The organism is Paenibacillus sp. FSL K6-3182 (genome assembly GCF_037976325.1).
Taxonomy (GTDB): Bacteria; Bacillota; Bacilli; order Paenibacillales; family Paenibacillaceae; genus Pristimantibacillus.
Genome location: NZ_CP150265.1, coordinates 2,942,888 through 2,965,865 on the forward strand (window position 1 = coordinate 2,942,888; position 22,978 = coordinate 2,965,865).

15 protein-coding genes are annotated in these 22,978 nt (G+C 45.5%); 11 read left to right on the forward strand and 4 right to left on the reverse strand.

Features of this window, described 5'->3' with window-relative positions; translation table 11 throughout:
• The 5 genes from MHH56_RS12590 (at position 1) to MHH56_RS12610 (ending at position 7,972) form a co-directional block, all read left to right on the forward strand.
• Complete coding sequence (locus MHH56_RS12590; RefSeq protein ID WP_339208577.1) at positions 1-2,574, forward strand: DUF5696 domain-containing protein; 2,574 nt, start codon at positions 1-3, stop codon at positions 2,572-2,574.
• The gene (locus MHH56_RS12595) at positions 2,564-3,448 is read left to right on the forward strand and encodes a sugar ABC transporter permease (protein ID WP_076270038.1); all 885 of its coding nucleotides are present in this window, start codon (positions 2,564-2,566) and stop codon (positions 3,446-3,448) included. The genes MHH56_RS12590 and MHH56_RS12595 overlap by 11 nt, the downstream gene beginning before the upstream one ends.
• Positions 3,449-3,463: 15 nt before the next feature.
• The gene (locus tag MHH56_RS12600; RefSeq protein WP_076270037.1) at positions 3,464-4,417 is read left to right on the forward strand and encodes a carbohydrate ABC transporter permease; all 954 of its coding nucleotides are present in this window, start codon (positions 3,464-3,466) and stop codon (positions 4,415-4,417) included.
• A 75-nt stretch (positions 4,418-4,492) separates the two neighbouring features.
• A complete protein-coding gene (locus MHH56_RS12605; RefSeq protein ID WP_339208578.1) occupies positions 4,493-7,273 on the forward strand; it encodes an alpha-mannosidase in 2,781 nt (926 codons plus the stop codon).
• Between the two features lie 150 nt (positions 7,274-7,423).
• Positions 7,424-7,972 (forward strand): SGNH/GDSL hydrolase family protein, encoded by a 549-nt coding sequence (locus MHH56_RS12610; RefSeq protein WP_339208579.1) that lies wholly within the window; start codon positions 7,424-7,426, stop codon positions 7,970-7,972.
• A gap of 63 nt (positions 7,973-8,035) precedes the next feature.
• Here the strand turns inward: MHH56_RS12610 and MHH56_RS12615 are convergent, their stop codons facing one another.
• From MHH56_RS12615 to MHH56_RS12625, 3 genes are all read right to left on the reverse strand, one after another.
• A complete protein-coding gene (locus tag MHH56_RS12615; RefSeq protein ID WP_339208582.1) occupies positions 8,036-8,851 on the reverse strand; it encodes a creatininase family protein in 816 nt (271 codons plus the stop codon).
• A gap of 25 nt (positions 8,852-8,876) precedes the next feature.
• On the reverse strand, positions 8,877-11,603 hold the full coding sequence (locus MHH56_RS12620; protein WP_339208584.1) for a family 10 glycosylhydrolase: 2,727 nt from the start codon (positions 11,601-11,603) through the stop codon (positions 8,877-8,879).
• 155 nt (positions 11,604-11,758) lie between these two features.
• On the reverse strand, positions 11,759-13,339 hold the full coding sequence (locus tag MHH56_RS12625; protein WP_339208586.1) for an FAD-dependent oxidoreductase: 1,581 nt from the start codon (positions 13,337-13,339) through the stop codon (positions 11,759-11,761).
• Between the two features lie 187 nt (positions 13,340-13,526).
• On the opposite strand from MHH56_RS12625, the gene MHH56_RS12630 reads away from it, so the two are divergent.
• The 3 genes from MHH56_RS12630 (at position 13,527) to MHH56_RS12640 (ending at position 16,251) form a co-directional block, all read left to right on the forward strand.
• The gene (locus MHH56_RS12630; RefSeq protein ID WP_339208588.1) at positions 13,527-14,561 is read left to right on the forward strand and encodes a phosphotransferase; all 1,035 of its coding nucleotides are present in this window, start codon (positions 13,527-13,529) and stop codon (positions 14,559-14,561) included.
• Positions 14,542-15,282, forward strand: a complete 741-nt coding sequence (locus MHH56_RS12635) for a glycerophosphodiester phosphodiesterase family protein (RefSeq protein WP_339208590.1) — start codon at positions 14,542-14,544, stop codon at positions 15,280-15,282. Before MHH56_RS12630 ends, MHH56_RS12635 begins: the two co-directional genes overlap by 20 nt.
• 108 nt (positions 15,283-15,390) lie before the next feature.
• Positions 15,391-16,251 (forward strand): MurR/RpiR family transcriptional regulator, encoded by an 861-nt coding sequence (locus MHH56_RS12640; protein WP_339208591.1) that lies wholly within the window; start codon positions 15,391-15,393, stop codon positions 16,249-16,251.
• 599 nt (positions 16,252-16,850) lie between these two features.
• Here the strand turns inward: MHH56_RS12640 and tlp are convergent.
• On the reverse strand, positions 16,851-17,066 hold the full coding sequence (gene tlp / locus MHH56_RS12645) for a small acid-soluble spore protein Tlp (RefSeq protein ID WP_339208592.1): 216 nt from the start codon (positions 17,064-17,066) through the stop codon (positions 16,851-16,853).
• 553 nt (positions 17,067-17,619) lie between these two features.
• Between tlp and MHH56_RS12650 the strand changes: the two genes are divergently transcribed.
• From MHH56_RS12650 to MHH56_RS12660, 3 genes are all read left to right on the forward strand, one after another.
• Entirely contained in the window at positions 17,620-19,011 is a 1,392-nt protein-coding gene (locus tag MHH56_RS12650; protein ID WP_339208594.1) for an extracellular solute-binding protein, read from the forward strand.
• Between the two features lie 101 nt (positions 19,012-19,112).
• Positions 19,113-22,007, forward strand: coding sequence for an extracellular solute-binding protein (locus MHH56_RS12655; RefSeq protein WP_339208595.1), 2,895 nt, complete (start codon positions 19,113-19,115; stop codon positions 22,005-22,007).
• A gap of 15 nt (positions 22,008-22,022) precedes the next feature.
• Positions 22,023-22,976 carry a sugar ABC transporter permease gene (locus MHH56_RS12660; RefSeq protein WP_144376841.1) on the forward strand — a complete coding sequence of 318 codons (954 nt, stop codon included), beginning with the start codon at positions 22,023-22,025 and terminating at the stop codon, positions 22,974-22,976.
• Positions 22,977-22,978 lie beyond the last annotated feature (2 nt).

Consider the following 22,978-nt stretch of genomic DNA (forward strand, 5'->3'; position numbering starts at 1 on the left):
ATGTCCAGCATCCTGTTCGCGGCACTGCTTGCGAGCGTTGTTGCTGCAAGTGCGGCAGGCTGCAGCAAGAAGGAAGAAGCTGGAGCACAGATAAACCTCGGTACAAAAGAAGCTGAGGCCGTCTCTGATCAGCAGGAAGACCGGGTGATTGGAGCAGGACGTAAATCAACTGCGGTCAACACGGATAAGGAGCTGCAAGCGTTGTCGGCGATGGAATTAGTGAAAGAAAATGACGCGCTTCAGCTCTATATCAACCGTGAAACGGCAGAAATTGCCCTAAAGGACAAACGCGACAGCTACGTCTGGTTTTCAAACCCGGTAGAGAGAAGCGAGGATCAGAAAGCTTCGCCTTTGTACCATTCAGAGCTATCCTCACAGGTGCTGCTTACTTACTACAATGAAAAAGGGCAGGTCAATGCTTTCAACAGCTATGATGATAGCGTCGCAAAGCAGCAATTTGAAATAACGGACGAAGAGAACGGGATCAAAGTCGTTTATCGAATAGGCAATATTGCCAAAGGATTCGCTAATATTCCAAAGGTAATCAGCAAAAAAAGATTTCAAGAGCAAATCTTGGATCAGATTGCCGATGAAGAGCTGAGGAAAAGTGTTGAATACAAATTCAGCTTCGATGAGGCAAAACAAATTTATGTCGTCCGGAAGCTGCAGGATTACGTAGCGGAGGAAATATCTGCGGCACTCGAAGCTGCGGGCTACACAGCGGAAGATGCGCAGCAGGATAACGAAGAAAACGGTGCAGCCGACGCTGCATCAGCCGCAAGGGCAGAATTTACGATTCCAATTCAGTATACGCTGGATAATGAGCAGCTTGTCGTAACGATTCCGGGCAAGGAGCTGCAATTCAATGCGGAATATCCAATTGCCAGCGTACAGGTGCTTAAACATTTTGGCGCTGCTGGTGTGAAGGAATCGGGATACTTGTTCGTGCCTGACGGCGCAGGCGCTCTAATTGAGCTGAACAGCGGAAAGCACCAAGCGGAACCCTACAATTTGCCTGTGTACGGCAATGACGGTACGTACAATGTGAAAGAGAAAATACAGACTAATGAGATGACGAGGCTGCCGGTATTTGGGCTTAAGCGATCCGACCATGCTTTATTTGGGATCATTGAAAATGGTGATGCGATGGCAAGCATCATAGCAGATGTAAGCGGACGGAACGACTCCTATAATACCGTTGGCAGCAAGTTTCAAATTTCATCAATGGACTTTTACACGCTTACGTCGGGGACAAAAACGAGCTCCGTGCCGATGTTCCAAAAGAAAAGGTATGACGGCGACTTATCCATAAGATATTCCTTCCTTAGCGGTGAAGCATCCGATTATGTAGGAATGGCTGCTGAATATCGCAATTACTTAATCCAAAAATTCAATATACAAAAGCTGGATAAAGTCGAGGATTCGCCGTTTGTGATGGAGCTGGTAGGAGCATTCCGGGTAGATAAATCATTCCTCGGAATACCGTATGAAGCAACACAATCGCTAACCAGCTTTGCTGAAGCGAAAAACTTGCTGCAAGAGCTGATGGATACGGATATCCACCATATCGATTTACGTTATGTCGGGTGGTTTAATGATGGTATTCGGCACAGCTCGCCAGCAAGTATCAAAGTCGTGAATAAGCTGGGAGGCAAAGAAGGGCTTCGTGAGCTAGCTGATTTTGCGCAGAAAAACGGGATCGGCTTCTACCCGGATACAGCCTTTTTGGAAAAATACAAAGGTTCCAGCGGATCGGCTACATGGCTTGATCGCGGAGAAGCAAAGGTTTATCAATATAATCCGGTTATGTACGATCAGGATACTTCAAAATTTTCCCACTATATTTTATCGCCTGCTGCGCTGCCGAAGCAAATAAACGGTTTTTTGGCGGATTACAAAGCGCTCGGCCTGCAGGGATTATCGCTAAGAGATATGGGAAATCAGGTCAATTCCGATTACAACCCGGATAAAACGATAACCCGTCAGGAAGCGTTGGAAATGATTAAGACACAGACAAATAAGCTGAGCCTTCAGGCGCAAACGATCATGGTGAATGGCGGCAACGCATACAGCTTGCCTTATGCAGATGTAATCGTAAACGCACCGACCAAGAGCAGTCTGATGAATATTACAGATCAGGATATTCCGTTTTATCAAATTGCATTACATGGCTATTATGATTTGGCTGGCTCACCTTACAACATGGATGATAAACAAAATCCTCGTCTATCGATGCTGAAGGCGCTGGAAACGGGCTCGAGCTTATATTATCAATGGTATGCCAGTGACTCAACGAAAGTGAAGGACACCGATTACGATAACCTTTATGCTTTGAACTACAAAGATTGGCTTGATGAAGCGGTGCAGCTCTATAAGGAAGCGAATGGCGTATTGTCAAAGGTTCGGAATCAGGTCATTGTGAAGCATCGACAAATCGTGCCGGGCGTCGTGGAAACGACATTTCAGAACGGTTATGTCATTACGATCAACTACAATAATAAGGCGATAGCAGTAGAGGGCATGCAGCTTGCAGCTCAAAGTTATCAGGTAGGCGGTGAGGCAGATGTTCAATAAGCCATTGACCTTGGCGCAGAAAAAAGCATGGTGCGGCGTGTTGTTCGCCACGCCATTAATGCTGGGATTAGTCATGCTGTTTATCATGCCGCTCATTCAATCCTTACGATTCAGCTTAAGCTCAATAAGTTTGGTTGAAGGCGGCTTCGCAGTAAAGTATGAGGGTTTCGCAAACTTTCGTCATTTATTTCTGACAAATGCGGATTTTCCGCGCAGGCTGACTGAATCGGTTACAGATATGATCGTTAATGTGCCAATCATCATCGTATTCAGTCTCTTTGCAGCGGTGCTATTGAATCAGAAGTTCAGAGGAAGAGCGATGGCAAGGGCAGTCTTTTTTCTACCCGTTATTCTAGCATCTGCGGCTATAGCCAATATGGACATTAGCAGCTTTGTTGGAAGCTCTTCTTCATCTAGCGGAAGCGGAAACCTTATGCAGAGCTTCGAGCTGAAAAAGATGATGATGGAGTCCGGCTTGGCGCCTGTATTCGTAAATTATATTTCGGATGCGGTTGACCGAATCTATGAAATTATTAGCTCCTCTGGCGTCCAAATTCTTATCTTTCTTGCGGGCTTGCAATCCATTTCTCCCTCACTGTACGAATCTGCAAGAATTGAGGGGGCAACGGGCTATGAGATTTTCTGGAAAGTTACATTCCCAATGATGACGCCGCTTATTCTGACGAATTTAATTTATTCTATTATTGATTCATTCAATAACAATTCGGTTAACGCACTTATTTCAGAAACGGCATTCAAAACGTTTGAGTTCGGGCAGAGTGCAGCGATGTCTTGGGTGTATTTTATCGTTGTCGCAATAGTACTTAGCCTATCAGCGGGCATCATTTCGAGAAAAGTGTTTTACTACGATTGAGAAGGAGGAGAGGCCATGAAGCTGCCGGCCATTCACGCGGAAAGGTTTCACCGCCACTATAATCCGGTCGAGAGATCGAAGCGATTGTTATGGACGTTGCTAAGGTCAGTACTCGTTTCTGGTTTTTGTTTTATTATATTATTTCCGCTATTTCTTCGTTTCTCGGTCGCATTCCGCAACAAAATTGATATCTATGATCCGACGGTGCTGTGGATTCCTAGAAACTTCACGTTGGATAATTTTAAAATTGCGATGGAAGCGACCCACTATTGGGCTACTCTACTGAATACGTTTTTGATATCGGCGGGAACGACTGCCATTCAACTCGCATCCTGTGCGCTAGCGGCATACGCGTTTGCAAAGTTGAAGTTCAAAGGCAGCGGCATCCTCTTTGGATTCGTTATATTCACCATTGTTGTACCGCCGCAGACGATTATGATTCCGCTATATTTAACGTATAGGTACTTTGATATGTTCGGTTTAGTAGGTTTGTTTTCGAAGAGGGACAGCTTTAATCTAATTGATACCTTTTGGCCTTTCCTGATTTCATCCGCAACGGGAATGGGGCTCAAAAACGGTCTTTATATTTATATTTTTCGGCAATTTTTCCGAGGCATTCCGAAGGAGATTGAAGAAGCGGCCGTTGTTGATGGCTCAGGTGTTTTTAAAACCTTCTATAAGATCATGCTGCCGAATGCCGTTCCTGCTATCGTTACGGTTGTGCTGTTCTCCTTCGTATGGCAGTGGAATGACAGCTATTATGTTTCGTTGTTTCTCAGCAAAGTAAAAGTATTATCAACGCAGTTAGCAGACATGGGCTCTGTGCTTGGCAAAGAACCCGATCTTGTGTATCAATCCATGCTGCTGAATACAGGCGTTCTCCTGCTTATGCTCCCGCTTATCATCATGTACTTGTTCGTACAGCGCTATTTCGTCGAAAGTGTAGAGCGTACAGGCATCGTAGGCTAACGCAAGCAAAGTGAGCATTAATCGGCATTAGGCAAGAACGTGGAGCGGCGTCTTTGCTTTCATCCCAAACAGAGAATGGAGAAGGATACTTTGATATCATTAACTACTGTTCATATCATTTCACACACCCATTGGGACAGGGAATGGTACTTGCCATATGAGAAGCACCATGTTAGATTAATTGCGCTTATCGACCGTTTGCTTGAGACGCTGGAGCGAGATTCGGATTTCAAAAGCTTCCATCTTGATGGCCAGACGATTATATTAGAAGACTATTTGCAAATTCGTCCGGAAAAAAGAGCGCTGCTTGAGCAGTATGTTCGCGAAGGACGCATTCATATTGGACCGTGGTATATTTTGCAGGATGAATTTTTGACGAGCGGTGAAGCAAATGTGCGCAATCTCGTTTATGGACACCGAGATGCCATGCAGTTCGGCAAAGTTGCAAAGGTGGGTTATTTCCCGGATTCGTTCGGGAACATTGGGCAAGCACCGCAGCTGATACTGCAAGCAGGGATCGAGAATGCTGTGTTCGGACGCGGTGTGAAGCCAACTGGCTTTAATAATGAAGTTTCTCAAACGAAAGCCTACGAATCACCGTTCTCCGAGATGATTTGGGAGGCTCCTGACGGTTCAAGAGTGATCGGCATTCTATTCGCCAATTGGTACAGCAACGGCAATGAAATTCCAACTGATCCTGAAGCTGCCGGTGCTTATTGGCAGCGTAAATTAAAGGATGTCGCCGAGTATGCTTCAACGCCCCACTGGCTCATGATGAATGGCTGCGATCATCAGCCGGTGCAGACGGATGTAGCACAAGCTATTGCGACAGCACAGCAGCTATTTCCGGAATATCAATTTGTCCATTCGAATTTTGAAGATTATATTGAGGCGGTAACCGCATCGCTTCCTGAGAAATTGTCCATCGTTAAGGGTGAACTAAGAAGCCAGCATACCGATGGCTGGTCGACGCTTGTTAATACTGCATCTTCGCGAATCTATCTTAAGCAAATGAACCAAACAGGTCAGGCGCTGCTGGAGAAAGTGGCCGAACCGATAGCAGCCTTTGCTTATTTGACAGGCCATGCTTATCCTCATCATCTATTCACTTATGCTTGGAAAACATTGATGCAAAACCATCCGCATGACAGCATTTGCGGATGCAGTGTCGATGAGGTCCATGCAGAGATGGTGACCCGTTTTGCCAAAAGTAAGCATGTCGCCGAAAGCATTATCGAAGACAGTTTATCCGCAGTCGCTTCGAAGGTAGATACGAGCGGATTTGCTTCCTTTGGAGAGGTTGCTTCTACACTCGTTGTTGTTAATACAACGGGCTGGCTACGTTCTGGTATTGTTACCACTGATGTTGAGATCGAGCGCATCTATTTCAATAGTGGAATAGATTTTTATACGATGAAGCAGCGACTGAAGGAAATTGATTTAATAGGTCTATACCTCGTGGAGTCAGAGGGCAGCAAGGTCTCCAGCGGCATAGAAGATCTAGGCGTACAATTCGGATACGATTTGCCCGAGGATCAGTTCCGTCAGCCTTATTTTGCTAGAAAAGTACGTATTCGATTTGAGGCGCACGGTGTACCAGCACTTGGCTACAAAACCTATGCGCTGATTAGAAATGATCATTCTAATCAGCTTCAAGCAGAAGAAGGCTCTCTAATTAGGAATGAACGAGAGATGGGCAATGATTATTTGACCGTAACGATCGCTGATGACGGTTCCTTGACTATTGTTGATCATCGTTCGAATGAAGTGCTACGCAATCAGTGTATATATGAAGATACAGGAGACATCGGTAATGAGTATATGTACCGCCAGCCAAACGGTGACGTCCCGCTGACAACGAGAGGTCTTCGAGCCGAAATACGCATAACGGAAGATACACCTTTTCAAGCCAGCTTTGAAATTACGCACCAAATGTTAATCCCAAAGTCGGCAGAAGAGCTGTTGCAGCAGGAGAGAGAAGAGCTGATTTGGTTTACTGGACGAAAATCAGGCAGGTCGGATAAGCTCATTCCTTTTACGATTAAGACGAAGGTATCACTTAACAAAAACGGGCAAGAACTGCAAATAGAAACCACCTTTAACAACGAGGCTCTTGACCATCGTTTGCGTATGTTGTTCCCGGTAGACTTTCATTCGCAGACTCACTTGGCAGATTCAATCTTTGAAGTGGTGGAGCGGGATAATACCCCTTCAGAGGAATGGAGAAACCCAAGCAATTGTCAGCATCAGCAAGCTTTTGTGACGTTGATTGGCGAGAAGCAGGGTGTTACGATCGCCAACCTTGGTTTAAATGAATATGAAGTTTTGCGAGATGAAGATGAAAACAATACCATTGCGGTTACTTTGCTGCGTGCGGTGGGAGAGCTAGGTGATTGGGGATATTTCCCGACCCCTGAGGCGCAGTGTCTCGGCGAGCATACGGTTAAGCTTGAAATTATACCTTTTCCGGTGGAGAATCAGCATGCAAAGTCGGAGTTCATTGGACATGGAGCTATGGCATCGATGAAGGAAGCTTATCAATATCAAATTCCATGGATAGTGAAGCAGACGGGTACACATGAGGGGGAGCTTCCCAGCCGTTTTTTCTTTATGCAATGGGAGGGTGACAAACTATGTTTGTCTGCTCTTAAGGTATCGGAGAACACGGGGGATTTGATCGCGCGCTGGTATAATCTATCACGAGATGAGCAAACGTTAAGCGTATACCCTTCGCTGGGCGTGAACGCAGCACATCGCAGCAGCGTTATGGAGCAGAGGCTGGAGGAGTCAGAGCTTGGCCGAATTGTGGTTCGTCCCGCTGAAATCATTACGCTGAGTTTAGATGTTTCTATGTAAATTAGCATACGGAGTATAACACACCCCTAACTGTCTTTGAGAAACGGTTGGGGGTGTGCTATATTTCAAGAGGGATGAGGATGACATGTACGTAAGCATCAAGTTTGCGGCATGGGCAAATATTATGAAAACAAGGGGAAGGTGTTACGGATGAAAAGAGTACTGCTGCTCGGAGATTCGATCCGAATGGGCTATGAACCGCTTGTCCGCGAGGCTTTGAATGAAACGGCAGAGGTTGTTGCACCTGAGGAGAACGGCAGATTTGCGAAACATACGTTATGGGGAGTTAACTTGTGGATTAGAGATCTGGGCAAACCAGATATCGTTCATTGGAACAACGGATTATGGGATTTGCATCATGAAGCGCCAATGGTCGAGGCACTCACTTCATTAGAAGAATATTTGGAAACGCTTAAACGGACGGCGAATGAGCTGCAAAGAACGGGTGCAAACATCATATTTGCAACAACGACGCCTGTTCCAGCTGATGCGATTGGGCGCAGCAATGCAGAGATTGATTTATACAATGCGGCAGCTGTAAAGCTGATGGAAAGCCTGGGCATACAAATAAATGATCTGAACGCTACCATAAAGGAAGATCTAGCATTACATATTTGCGAAGACCGTTTGCACTTATCTGAACGAGGAAATCGTAGATGCGCGGAGAAAGTCATCGAGCACATACATAAATATTTGTAATGTAAGGAGTAAAGGAAATGGCAGTCCAAAGCCTGTAGCTAGGCCGGACTGCCATTTCTTGTTTTAACGGATAAGATTCACATCGTCGCATCGATCAAAAAAAGCGGTTTGCTGCTGCAAAGAGGCTTCATCATTTTTGACAGCGTGTATCGCTTTGGCGAAGTTGCCTGCGCACATTGAAATATACTCCTTACCATACGCTGCCGTCGACAATGAAGGATCGCCCGCAATCTGATTTGGGAACTCCATATACCAATGGATGCCAGCGGACAGCCTATGCTCCGTTAGCGTTTGTCCAAGACCTTTGGACTCCCACTCGCCTGGATTCAAACGTTCCATGTGGACAAGAGAAGGATTAATATGAAGAATTTGCGATGTCTCCATATGATCGGCATGCCCGTAGTCATCTGGCGTTTCATAGGATTGATCAAGATGAGCAAGCTGCTCGGCATTTAATTCCCATAGATTATAGGCGTACACAACATAATCCTTGCGTTCATCGAGCATCGTTTGGACGAAATAGCTCAGCAGATTGTTATTGCCGCCGTGCCCATTGGCCAAAATAATTTTGTTGAAGCCGTTGCGCCTAATTTCCTTGCACACTTCCTGCAAGAGGCGCAGCTGCAGCTCACTGCCAAGAGCAACTGTGCCTGCGTAATGCTTCACCTCGGATACTTGGCCGAAAATATAATAAGGAAAGATAACACAGGACTCTAATTGAGCTGACTTCTCTACAATTTCTCTAGCGATCATCATATCCGTTCCGAGGGGAAGATGATCGCCATGCTTTTCAAGACAGCCGATTGGAAGCACGCAGACTCGATTCGTTGACTTAACGGCCGCCTCAAATTCCTTGACGGTCAAGTTTTCCCATAACATACAGTTGGTCCTTTCTGCGTGTTGTTTAGTGGGCTGCCTTGGATACGTAAACGAGAATAATGGTTTCCAAATAATTAAGATCCGCAGCCATTCGTTTTTTAACTTCTATGTTCAAAGCACGATCCGATTCGATACGCTCCAGAAGCTTCTCTATTTTCTTAAGTGCTTCTTTGGCGTCCTTGCCAACTGATTTTTTATCCTTCCAGCTTTTTTCAAGCTGCTCCAGCTCTTTTACATATTTCTTATCGTTATCCATCCCATTGAACGGGACATAAATCTGTTTGATTTTGCGCTGCATTTCGGAAATGATCGTTTTGAATGATGTTAAAACATCTTTGTCTGGCACGATGGCGGGTTTGCTGTAGAGCCCTGCTAAAAGCGCCTTGTCATATTCATTTCCAAACAACGATTCAAATTCGAACAAAGCTGAGCCGGATACGCCTACTGCGACGGAGTCGTTTATTTGTTTAAGCAGCATCTCCTTCGTTAAGCCGAGATTCGTTCCGACACCAATGACGATCAGCGCTTTGTTGTTTGCGAGTGCGACTGAGTTTAAGGAATCAGTGGCAACAGATGAAGCGTCTGGATGATAGGACATCGGAAAGAGCTGGTCGATATAGTTTTTGGCAATCCAATCCTTTGGCTCTTGGTGCATGAACTCTGGTCCATTCACGTAGTTCGGCCATACGGCGGCGGAGACTCGGATATCCGGCTTCAATTTTTTTGCTTCACTGGAGATCCGGTATACGAACTCATTAATCGTATTTTTTCTAAAATCAACCCACGCTTGCCAAAGCTTGTCGCCGGGATGAAGGTCGATCGGATCTGCGCCATGCTTCTGCTTGAACAGATTGCGCGTATACGAGTCATAACCAAAGTCGTTCGTGTAATCACCTGCATCGGGATAACGAATATAGTCCAAATGCAAGCCGTCTACTTTATATTTCTGAAGCAGCTCCTTATAAATTTCAGAAACAAAGTCCCGTACTTCAGGCCTTACAGGATTGAGGAAATAGTACTGGGTGTTGTAAAGCGGAACATCTTGATAATCATGGCCTTGTCTACTAATCATGGACCATTCCGGCTTAAGGCTTCTGACGGGACCTGCCATACTGCCGACGCCTACCAAAAAGTTTTCGACCCATGCATGAACCTCGATGCCTGCTTTTTTGGCTTCTTTTATATAGGCGTTCAATACGTCAAAACCGCCATAAATCGGATTTTGAGCAGCTAGCGGATGGCTCGTTGGGTAAATCGTAAAGCCATTCCACCACGTCTCTAAGTAAATGGAGTTGATATTTAAAGCGTGAAGCTTCGCAATATGCTGCTGAACCTGCTCGAGATTCGTTTCCTTCGGACGAATCCAAATGGATCGATGGTCTACAGCGCGGGATTCATAGCCCATGAAGTTGGCTTTCTCCACCCGTGCGTTCAGCTCTGCGAACTGGACGGTGAAGGAAGCGAAATCACCTTGTGCAATCTGGCTTTTCAAATCGACCAATGCTGCTTGTGCAGATGTAATTTGCTGTTCCATACCGTTGTAGTTAATGTCTAGAAATTGCTGCTTGGAGAGAATAAGCTTTTGCTTCGCGGCATCTATTCCTATTTGCGCTTTATCCAGATAGGATTCTGGCGTGAATAGAAATAACGCTTGTTTCTTATCCGTGAGCAGCTTGAAGCTGCTGCCAATGGATACATGTTCGCTTAGCCAGCTTGCTTTGACGCCATGTCCGGATATGACATATCCGCCAGCTGGAATGGTAGAATTATTGCCGCTCACCTGCGTGACCTTGCCTTCCGAGTTTACGACAACCTCGTAACCCCAAGGATTCGTTCCCGTTGCTGCGTCATAGCTGTTGTCGTAAATAATGAGCTGATCCGTTCCGCGGTGTCCGGGGTATGGTTCATTGCTGCCGTCATCCCAGCCTCCGGGATTATCTTCTCTCGTTCGCGGATTTAAGGCGTCGTATCCTATTTTGGAGGCTTCAACTAACACTTCATTGTTCATATTCAATTCAACGGCATCTCCAATCCGCACAGTTCCATTTAATTTAGCAAAAAACGGACTTTCAGCTTGAATAGAGAGAACGTATCCACTTGCAGGAATGGATGAGTTGTTATCGAGCCAATTGCCGCTAGTATCCTGCGTCATCGTTGCTATTCGCGTAACGGAACCTCCGTCAACGGTAATCTCCATGCCCCATGGATTTGTTTTTGTTGCAGGGCCGTATTCTGGTAAATACAGAACGATATCCGCCGCTCCGCGCCCTGCATTAACCTGAGTAATTGGAACGATCTCTTCATTAACGGTGAAATATTGGGCTGGATAAACCGATATAGGAAAGCTCGTAGTAATGGAATCTCCAATCTTGAAGCCGTTGATCAATGAAGCTTTGTTTCCCGTTCCAGATATGACGTATCCGTTAGCAGGAATATAAGTGCCGTTAGTGCTGTTTGTATATATGGCTGTAACGATATCGTTTGTAATGATGGCTTCTGTTGTCGGAACGAGTGGAGGTTTTGTTGTGGTTCCGTAGCTGCGGGTAAATATCATGAGTTTGTTGTCTTGACTCTCTTGATTAATGAGGTCAACGATGTGGTTTGTGCCGTCCTCAAGCGTAATGGATGGCTGGTCAGGAGAAGCGGGCTCTGAGAAGGCGGTTGAAGAAATGCTGATCAGAAGAAGGGCAACACAAAGAACGAAATTAAACAATCGTTTGGTCATCATGGCATACACCTCGAATCTTCTCATTTGTACGCATAAAACAGAACCTTACACTTCACCGCCTTTCGGATAAAGTAGCTGTTCATGTTCATGATGGATTGTTTATCTAGCAGTAGTGTAACAGTAAGCGGATTGTTTTTCCATAAATTTTATAAAAAGAGGATAATATTTTTATTTTCAAACTATCGCTTCAAATTTTCTGGCCAATGCGTCTCAATGCCTTGATTTTGAATAAGCGTTAAGAAAGCTTCCAGATGCAGCTTATTTTCTCGTACTTCATGCGGGGTGACTTGATTTATAATGGAGTAAGCGGCTAAATAACCTGCTGATTCACCGATGTTCCATTCGGTTGGATGCAGTCGGTAGCAGCCGTTTGTAATTTGAGTGGTGCCAATATTTTTACACGCAGGGAGCAAATTTTTCATCCGAACGGGGAGGAGGGCTCCGAGCGGAATTTCGTAAGGCAAGCTGGGAATGTAGAAGCCGCGATTGGATTTTGTTGTTGTGTGGAGATCTAGATGATAACTTCCGACGCCTACACTGTCCTCATATCGTTTGATCCCTTGATCCCCCCTGATTTCGAGGCTGACATCATGTTCCGTAATCGTATATTGCGCCTTTATTCTGCGAGATTCCCGTATATAAGGATGTTTGGCAATGCCATCTTCTGTTCCAACAATGTCACCGCGAAGTCGAAGACCGGGATAACCAATGCCTCCATCTGGACGCGGTGCTTCTGTTTGCAGCCAATAAACGAGCGATAGACTTTGCTGACGCGCACTCTTCAAATGTTTTTGTTTTTCTTCCTCAGTTACCTCATAAATAGGTCCTAAATAATAATCGTTTTGTGCCCAGTTAATTAAAGTGATATCGCTTTCAAACGAGCCTTCTTTAAACAAAGAACGGTCAATAATACGCCTGTAAGTCCAGAAGGGCATGGGTTCTTTCCCATCGGGCATGAAGATAATTTCTTTGTCCTGGCTTGGATCATGAATGTCTCCCATTTTCCAGCCGAACAGCGGGAAACGTGAATGCGCAGGAATGCAGCTTCGCCAAAAGTCATACTGCTCTGGTTTCTCAATCGTATAATCCGCGTTCTCTATGTGATCCAAAGCAAATACATACGTAAAGGATTGCATGTCAAGGGAATCGGCCTGCTCGAGCGCATGCGGTTCTCCCGTTTCAGCTTTCTCTTCAGCTCCTGATACATACTCTGCACTGGCAAGAGGAAGAAGGTCGCCGCATTCAGTCGCGTCCAAATAGTAGGAGCCATGCAGCTTCTTCATTTCACCTGAAGTGATATGTTTGACAAGGACAGATTCAATCAGGTCTTCGTTTGTTTCAGCGGACTCTAATTGATAGCCGAGTAGAATAGTTATTTTTCCACTGCTGATATGAGGAGCAAGCATGGTCTCAAGCACATGAAGCGCGGCTTTTGGTTCATGGCATAGTCGGCTGACCCAGCCGTTTCCTGGGTTTAGGCGGTCATTGTTTTTGGCGTCTTCTACTAAGGGATAGTTTTCCTTGTAATAACGGCGAATACGGTTGCGAAACTCACGATATGTACGGGTGCAGCCGAAGCTTTCAATCCAAGGATGCTCGTCGGGAGGAACGGCTTGACTAGTCAACTGCCCGCCAATCCAATCCGTTTCTTCTGTAACAATCACCTTCATGCCTAACTTGGCTGAGGATAGTGCAGCCATGCATCCGCCAAGCCCTCCGCCAAGTATAATAATGTCAGCTGTAATCGATTGTTGTTCCATTCGAGTCCCGCCCTTCTAGAATTGAATGAAAATTTGCTATATCGTAACACGAGATAGAGATTATATCCACCAATTATGATATTATTAAAAAAAATATCTTTTTCAAAATTCTGGCAGACCATGAAGCCTATATCCGAACATTATTTTAATTTGTGAAAGTCAATTGAAGGAAAGAGGAGGGATTCTATTGCCTCAAGATATCAATATGCAATGGGTTACGAGTCTTTGTATTCATTACGATATTGGAGAGCCGCTCATTCTTCCAAGTCCGGTCACTGGCGGTTTGCTTCATCACATGTGGAAGCTCAGCACAACAGAAGGCCAATTCGCCTTGAAAATATTAAATCCTGAAATTATGTTAAGAGCAGGTGTCTTGTCCAACTATTTGCTCTCAGAGCGTATTGCAGCTGCCGCAGCAAGTGCAGGTATACCTGCCGTCTTAGCAAAGACGGTTAATAATGACATCATTACTCAGGTTTCTGGTGTGGATGTTATGCTGTTTGATTGGATTGATGGTGCTGTCATTACTCCTGCTGATTGCAGCAGGGAACACGCGAGTATAATAGGAGCTTTGCTTCATAAGATTCACAACTTAAAATTCGAGGAGCAGCATAGCCCGCTCTGGACCTCCTTCGGGCAGGACTACTTGAGGGAATTGATAGATGAAGGACTTAGGACAGCGACGCCATGGGCGCAGCAGATTGATGCTGGATTCAATGACTTGTTAGAATGGAATCATCAGTATCAGCAAGCCAGCCAGATGTTGAACGATAGCCAGTGCTTCAGCCATCGCGATTTAAATCCGAAAAACGTCGTCTGGAAGGACGGTCTTCATCCGCATATTATTGACTGGGAAGCAGCTGGTTCAACAAATCCAACAATGGAGCTGCTTGATGCTGCCTTAAGCTGGAGCGGGATTGATACGGGTCACGTCAATAAAGAGATTTTTATGACGATGCTAGGCTCATATCAAAAGGCCGGTGGGACAGAGCTAACGCATGTGAAGGAAGCTTTCTACGGCAGAATGGGCAGCATGCTCGAATGGCTGGAGTACAATATGAGACGTTCACTGCACAAAGATATTTTCGGTGAGTCGGAGCAGCAGCTTGGCAATGAGCAGGTGCTGTTGACCTTCTCGTCCTTAAAGGAAATGTCAGCAAATATTGATGAGTGGATGGAATGGATAGGGGAGAGAGATCAGAATGAAACCAGCAATCAATAAAAAAATTATCGTCATTGCCCACCGAGGTGCGGCCGGGTATGCACCCGAGAATACGATGGCGTCCTTTCAGCTTGCGATAGAGATGAAGGCTGATTTCTTGGAACTGGATATTCAGCTTACAAAGGATGGGCAGCTTGTTGTTATTCATGATACAGAGGTTGATCGTACGAGTAATGGCAGAGGCAAGGTGCTGGACTTTACGATGGCTCAGTTGAGTGAACTGGACGCAGGAAGCTGGTTTAATGCGAAATTTGAAGGTGAACGAATTCCAACACTATCAGAGGTATTCAACTTATGCAAAGGGAAAATCGGTATCTTAATCGAGATTAAGGCGCCTTGGCTATATCCTGGGATAGAGCAGAAGTTAGCCGAAGAGCTGCGTGATCACGGCATTCTGGATGAAGATCCTACCTCTATTATTGTTCAATCTTTTGATCAGAGTTCTGTGAAGCGATTTAGTGCTATTATGCCCCAGGTTCTAGTTGGTTTGCTTGCTTATCAGTCTGAAGATGTAACGGTAGAGAAGCTTCAAGAAATAGCCGTGTATGCAGATTATGTGAACCCGAGCTTGAATCTCGTTACGAAAAGTTTCGTAGACACCATTCATGCTTTAGGCAAAAAAACGACGCCTTGGACGGTTCGCTCGGCAGCGGAAGTGCCGCCATTGCTTGATTTTAACGTTGATGGCATTATTACCGATTATCCTGATTATGTGAAGTGATAGGGATTGAGCGGGATGTTTTGAGGGTATGTCATTTATTGTGAGCCTTGAATAGATCATCTAAACCATTTAGATAAGTACACTATGAAGCGAGCTGATACGATGAAGATGGCAGGTCAAAAAATTAACCAGTCCAATACGCTTTTGTTGATTTCGAGTATTTATACTTCCTTGACCAAAGCGGAGAAAAAAGTAGCCGACTATGTGAAATCAAATCCCGAGGAAGCGGTTATGGCGACGGTAACCGATTTATCTGAGCAGGCGGGGGTAGGCGAAACGTCCGTTATTCGGTTTTGCCGCAAGTTAGGCTTCCGTGGTTATCAAGAGTTTAAGCTTTCTATTGCGCAGGATTTGGTCAACCGTCCGTCGTACTCGACCGTTGAAATAGAAGAAGAAGACAGCACGCTGACGAAGGCAAGAAAGATTACGCTTCGCAACGAAATGATGCTGAAAAATACGCTTGATCTAATCAATCCGGCGGATTTGGAGAAAGCTGTCCATCGGATGCTCGCAGCGGACAAAATTTATATTTTTGGAGTAGGATCATCCGGTATTACAGCGCTTGATCTTCATTATAGGCTGATGCGAATTGGAATGAATGTGGAGGCGCATAGGGATTCCCATATTATCGCCATGTCTGCATCGCTCGTGAAGAAAGGGGAAGTGGTGTTTGGCATATCAACTTCGGGGAGCACGAGGGATCTGGTAGATCCGCTGCGCCAAGCGAGAGCTAATGGAGCTGAAGTCATTTGTTTGACAAGCCATATGCGTTCTCCGATAACAGCACATGCTGACACCATTTTATTGGTGCCCTCACGTGAGATGCCTACCGAAGGCGGATCTTGGTCTACAAAAATTACTCAGGTACATCTATTGGATATTTTGTGCAATTTGTTGTCTCATAAGAAAAATAATGCTACAGAAGCTTTGGAGAAGACGGCTCGCTCCGTCGTAGACAAGCTGTATTAATCGATAGGGCCTTCTTTCGATCATATCGCAAAGCCCATTAAAAATGGGGCTGTCTCAAAAGCGTTTAGCTTCTGAAGGGATTGCACACATGAAAAATAGCCTTACAGGAGAGCTATTCCTGTACGGCTATTTTTCTATTCTGGTCTATATTAGCTTGCATCATCAGATTGTGGGCAAGCGAAAGCCACCCGGCCTCTAGACTTACCTTAGGCAAGCCGCGAAGCAGAAAACGCCGAAATACCCGGCTATTCTTGATCTGCCCGAATACACTGCTTTAGGAAATCGAGTTTACACTTTTCTTTGTTTTGATGCTATTTTGAGAAGTCTCCAATACCAATCTCAGCGATCAACGTCCAGCTATCCTAGTAGAAGTGCAGTGTTGCCGAATTAGAAAAGAGGATATCCCAAAAGGGTAAACCTGAGAGAGAGAGAAGAATCTCATAGTATGTGCAAAAGAACCTTCAAAACCACTCTGAAAGTGAATCTGAAGGTTCTTTTTTGCCAGCATATTACGTGAAAAGTGGGGGCTGAATGATTCAGAAAATGCTTCAGAGACAGCCCCCTTTTCTTTGATGGGTCTCTATAAAGATAAAGAGCGCTTATTGCCCTGCTTCGTCCTGTTTCTCTGCTTCGAAAGATTGAATGCTTTCTTTACGGCGCTCGTTTTTAGCTTCGATCGATTGCTGCTGATCCGAAGATAATTCATCTGCAAATTCATTTAAGTACTGTTCTGCTTCTTGCAAATTTTCTTTTGTGTTGTTAATGTGCTGCTGCAAATGAGCGGCATTATCTTCTCTGTTGTCTGGTTTAGCCATTTGTAATCCTCCTCTCTGTGCAGTAGTCCTTATTAAGATGTCCGACAAGCACCGAAATTATGCCAATAGAGAGCCCTGAGATCTAATGTTTAAATTTTCTGACAATATAGAATAAAGGCATTTTTTTTTAATATATAAATTAATAGTGGAGAAAAAATCCTTTGCATGATAGGTTAAAAAAGGATTCATTTGAAGAAGGACGAACCTTATAGAATACGGTTTTTCAAAACGGTTGTTTACTGGATTTTCGGATAAAAAGAATTTTCTTTCAGAAAAAATAAAATTATTGAAAAATTCCTCCAGTGATGATATGTTGTAAACAGGAAAGATCATCACTTTCTGGGAGGATTTACAGCATCTCATTATTGGTGGACTACCATGACAATCACATAAAAAGTAAGCCGAAACCTTCCAAGTAAGTGGGGCATGAAGGCATCGATGCGGGGTTGGAACTTGAACTGAAAACAGGGAGGGATGACCAAACAGCAGTTGATCGCAGCAAATGTAGAGTAAGCATGAGCTCTTGCATTTCATCCATTGGAGGGGTAAAGCTATGCGGAAAATAAAATTATTTGCAATGGTTTTATTGGCGGTTACGCTCGTTTTTGTATCGGCATGCAGCAAGGGCACCAATAACGGAAGTGAGAAAGCTACGAACAAGCCTACGAATGATACGACTGTCGAAACGGCAGCTCCGACAGAAGCTCCGCCTGTAGAGCCGGTTATCGACATGAACGGCGAGACGTTGAAAATTATTCACTGGGTCGACGGACCGTCAGAAGATACGCCGGAAGGTGCAGCGACACTTGAGAAGTGGCGGGCTGCCGAGAAGAAATATAATGTGAAGATCGTATGGGAGAAGGTGCCTTGGGGCGAGAACATAAAAATGGTTACAAACGCTGCGCTCTCTGGTGAGTCGGCAGCCGATATCGTACCTTTGGATTACTATTTTGCAGTGCCGGCCATCAATCAAGGATTGTTTATGCCGGTGGATGATTTCTTCAATTTTGATGATCCCAAATGGCCTGCAGGCTTGAAGCAGCACGGTGCGGTCAATGGCAAAATGTACGGCTTTACCTCCAATATCAACAACGCCTCTGGTCTCTACTACAATAAAACATTATTTGAGCGCGAAGGTCTTCCGGATCCGCATGATTTGATCGCTCAAGACAAATGGACATGGGACGCTTTCCTAGACATCGCCAAAAAAGCGACAAAAGATACGAACGGCGACGGTGTAATCGACCAATGGGGCGTCACCAATATTGTCGGAAATCTATCGCGCATCTTGATTCACTCCAACAACTCCTCCTTTATTACACTCAAAGACGGCAAAAACGTCTTCAACTATGACGATCCAAACCTGCTAGAAGCACTTCGATTTTTTAGTGATCTATTTAATGTGCATAAAGTCGTCGCTCCTAACAAAAACGAGAATTTCGAGGATTACAATGAGTCGCAAACGTTATTCAACTCCGGTAAAGCCGCAATGGTGACTGGTGAAGTATGGGAAGGCGCAACAAGAACAACAATGACCGATGAGCAAGGTTTTGTTTATTTCCCTAAAGGTCCAAAAGCAACAACATGGCAAGGCAGCATTGAAAACTACGTGCAGTTCTATATTCCTGCCATCGTCAAGAGAGCAAAGGAGAAAGCTTATATTTGGGAACAAATTCAGATGTGGGATCGCGTAGAGCCGATTAACCGCGAGGAAGCGGAGAAGCAGCTGCTTGCTGATGAAAGTGATATTGAAGTGATGCTCGATTCTCTCAAATATGCACAGCCTATTTTTCTGCCGCTAGGCGGAGCTTTAAGCGATATTTCCTATTCGATTGCCAATCGCGGCGAGTCGCCAGAGACGGTGCTTGAGCGAAATAAACAAATTGCGCAGGATGCGATTGATAAGGATTTGAATACACAAACAACAACAAAGGCAGCACAATAAAGGATGAGACTAGATTGATGAAACAGCATCGCAGGGAATCCCCATAAGGGATTCCCATCCTTTTATATGGACGACCATTTAAAGAGGAATGAGGGGTTCGCATGCTGAAGGTAACCAGGAAAACAAAGAGAGTGGTTGGCGCACTGCTGGCTCTGGTCCTATGCCTGACAATCGTCTCCATTTATCCTGCGAGCCGCTCCTCAGGCAGCGATCACATACTTGAGTCTACTCACGCGGCATCAGCCTTATTGGAGAAGAAATTAGCAAACCTCCCTTCAGCAGGAAATCGCTATGAAGAGTATGCAGCTGAGTATGCAAATGTGCCGCATCCATCGCTCAATCAAACAATTGAAGCCGAATCCTTTGCTGCGATTGAGGGTATGAATGCTGAAAAATTGGAAGTTTACGACGGTGCCGAGACGCCAGTCGTTGAAACGGAAGATTCAGGTGTCATTCATTGGGATGTTGATGTGCCAGAAGACGGATTATATCATATGGCTTTGCGCTATTTTCCGGTGGAAGGCAACACTTCACCCATTGAGAGAGAGCTGCGTATCGACGGTGAAGTTCCTTTTGAAGAAGCATCCAGACTTGTTTTCTCACGGGTATGGCGCAATGAGCTGGCCGAACTGGAGCAGGATGCCAAGCAAAATGATTTGCGGCCAAGACAAGTTGAAAGCCCGCAGTGGCAGGAGAGAGTATTGCGTGATGCGGAAGGTTATTATCGTGAGCCATTCTCCTTTTATCTATCCAAAGGCCAACATCGAATTTCACTCGTTTCTCTAAGAGAACCGATGATTATAGACTATTTGAAGCTTTACCAGCAAGAAGAAATTCCTCCCTATGAGAAAGTAGCGCAAGGGTATCAAGAGCAAGGCTATAGTGCGACGAACGGCTTGTTTATTAAGCTTCAAGGCGAGGACGCCGCGTTCAAATCGAATCCCTCATTGTATCCGCTGAATGATCGCTCCAGTCCTGGTACGGAACCCTATCATGTATCGAAAATTAGAATGAATACAATCGGAGGCGTCAACTGGAAAATTCCCGGACAGTGGATTTCGTGGAACCTTGATATTCCAGAAGACGGGCTTTATGAATTTGGCCTAAGATACAAGCAAAATACGGTCAGAGGCGTCAACGTGGTTAGAGAGCTTTCCATCGACGGGAAAATTCCGTTCAAGGAGGCGGAAGCTATCCCTTTCCGTTATGACGGCGCATGGCAGATTGGAATGCCCGGCGAGGATGGCAAGCCGTACTTATTTTATTTGACAAAGGGGAAGCATGAAATCAAGCTGGAGCTGACGATGGGCGACCTCGCTGAAATTATTCGAATGGTGCGTTCCAGCATCCAGCAGCTCAACGCATTGTACCTCAAAATCATCATGATCACTTCAGCTTCGCCAGACCCTCTGCGCGATTACGAGCTGGAGAAAAAAATTCCTGAGCTGCAAAAGGTGTTTAAGGAGCAGAGCGAGTTTCTTACCGCTGCAGCAGATCGGATGGATGAGCTGGTTGGCGGCACGAGCGCCAGCACGACGATCTTAAGAACAACCTCCTATCAATTGAAGGATATTGGAAGCCGTACCGAGACGTTGACCTCACGGCTCAAAGGCTTCAAGGATAATGTGACCGCCCTCGGCACTTGGCTGCTTACCGTAAATCAACAGCCGCTTGAAATCGATTATTTGTTTTTCAAATCGCAGGACGTACCTGTGCCGAAGGTCAGTACTGGAATCATCGGGAAGTCTGTACATGAAGTGATGTCCTTTGCCAGATCGTTTTCCGAAGACTACAGCCACATCAGCAACGTCAAGCAAGGAGACAAGGAAGTAACCGTGTGGATTGCAGCAGGAAGAGATCAGGCTCAGCTGCTTCGGTCTATGATTGACAACACCTTTACGCCGCAAACCGGCATCTCAGTTAATTTACAGCTCGTGAATCCAGCAGTTGTTCTGCCGGCAACGCTAGCGGGGAAAGGCCCGGATATCGCGCTGACACAAGGCGATGTAATCAACTTTGCGATGCGGAACGCGCTTCAGGATTTATCCAGCTTCCCGGAATTTGAACAGATTAAGGACCGGTTTATGGATAGCGCTTTCGCAAGCTTTAAGTATCAGAACGGCGTGTTTGCTCTACCAGAAACACAATCGTTCCCAATGCTATTCTATCGCAAAGATATTTTGGAAGAGCTGCATTTGGACGTGCCGCAAACATGGGAGGATATGTACCGTATCATTCCCGAGCTCCAGAAGCACAACATGGATTTGGCGCTACCGCAAAATATCGTGTTTGAATCGATGCTCTATCAAAATGGCGGCCAATATTACCAAGAAGATGGCATTGCCACGGATCTTGATTCAGCCATTGGCATAGAATCGTTCCAAAAGTGGACGGAGCTGTATACCAACTATAAGCTGCCAATTGAATTTGATTTCATTAACCGTTTCCGCACAGGTGAGATGCCAATTGGTATTGCGGATTATACCACGTTCAATTTTTTGACGATTTTTGCCCCGGAAATTAGAGGCCAGTGGAGTTTTGTCGCGGTCCCGGGCACGAAGAGCGAGGCGGGGAAGGTTCGCCACGATACACTTAGCTCAGCTACAGGCACAGTGATGTTCAAAGACGCCAAAAATAAAGAAGCAGGCTGGTCGTTTATGAAATGGTGGACGGACACGGAGGCACAGGTCACGTTTGGGCGTGAGATGGAAGCGATATTAGGGGAATCGGCGCGATATGCAGCTGCGAATTTAGAAGCTTTGCAGCGTCTTCCATGGTCAGCAAAGGAAATGAATCAGTTGGTTGAAGAGCTGAACTGGGTTGTCGGCAGACCTGCTGTCCCAGGCGGCTATTCACTCGATCGGCACATCTATAATGCCTTTTACGAGGTGTACACCGACGGCAGCGAACCGCGTGAAACGCTGGAAAACTATGTCCGAACGATCAATCAGGAAATTACGATCAAGCGCGAAGAATTTGATTTGCCGACAAAGTAGAAGGGAGGGGTCCATATGATTCAGCTTGTTAAAAAAAGCAAGTTAAAATTGGACAGCAAAACGCTGCGGCCGCGGTTGAATCTGAAGTGGAAGGAAGTTTCGAAGAACAAGGTTTTATATGCCATGATTGCACCGTTCTTTCTGATCTTCTTCACCTTTACCGTCCTTCCCGTCTGCTTATCGCTGCTGGTCAGCTTCACTAACTTTAATATGCTGGAATTTCCGAAGTGGGTAGGCTGGCGCAATTACGCTCAATTGTTCGTTAGGGATGATGTGTTTCTAATCGCTCTAAAAAACACGTTGATCTTCGCCGCAATCACAGGACCTGTCAGTTATATCGCCTGTTTTGTGCTCGCGTGGATCATTAATGAGTTTCCGCCAAAGATTAGAGCTTTTGCGACGCTGGTTTTTTATGCGCCTGCCTTGTCAGGGAGCGCCTTTATCGTGTGGACGCTCTTGTTCAGCAGCGATTCCTATGGATATATCAATGCTTTCCTCCTCAAGTGGCATTTGATATTGGAGCCTATCCTTTGGCTCAAGACACCTAAATATATTCTTCCGATCATCATTATCGTTCAGCTTTGGCTCAGCCTTGGAACGAGTTTTCTTGCCTTTATCGCAGGGCTGCAAGGACTTGATAAAACATTATTCGAGGCGGGTGCGATCGATGGCATACGCAACCGCTGGCAGGAGCTTTGGTTCATTACGCTGCCTTCGATGAGGCCGATGCTGATGTTCGGCGCGGTCATCCAAATTACAGCTTCCTTCGGCGTTGCGGAGGTAGCGACTGCGCTCGCCGGGTTCCCAAGCGTGAAGTATGCGGGGCATACGATCGTTACGCATTTAATGGATTACGGCTCCATTCGCTTTGAGATGGGATACGCCTCAGCTATTGCGACCGTGCTGTTCGCAATGATGCTCGGCTCGAATCTCATTGTGCGTAGGCTGCTGGCGAAGGTCGGTGAGTAGCG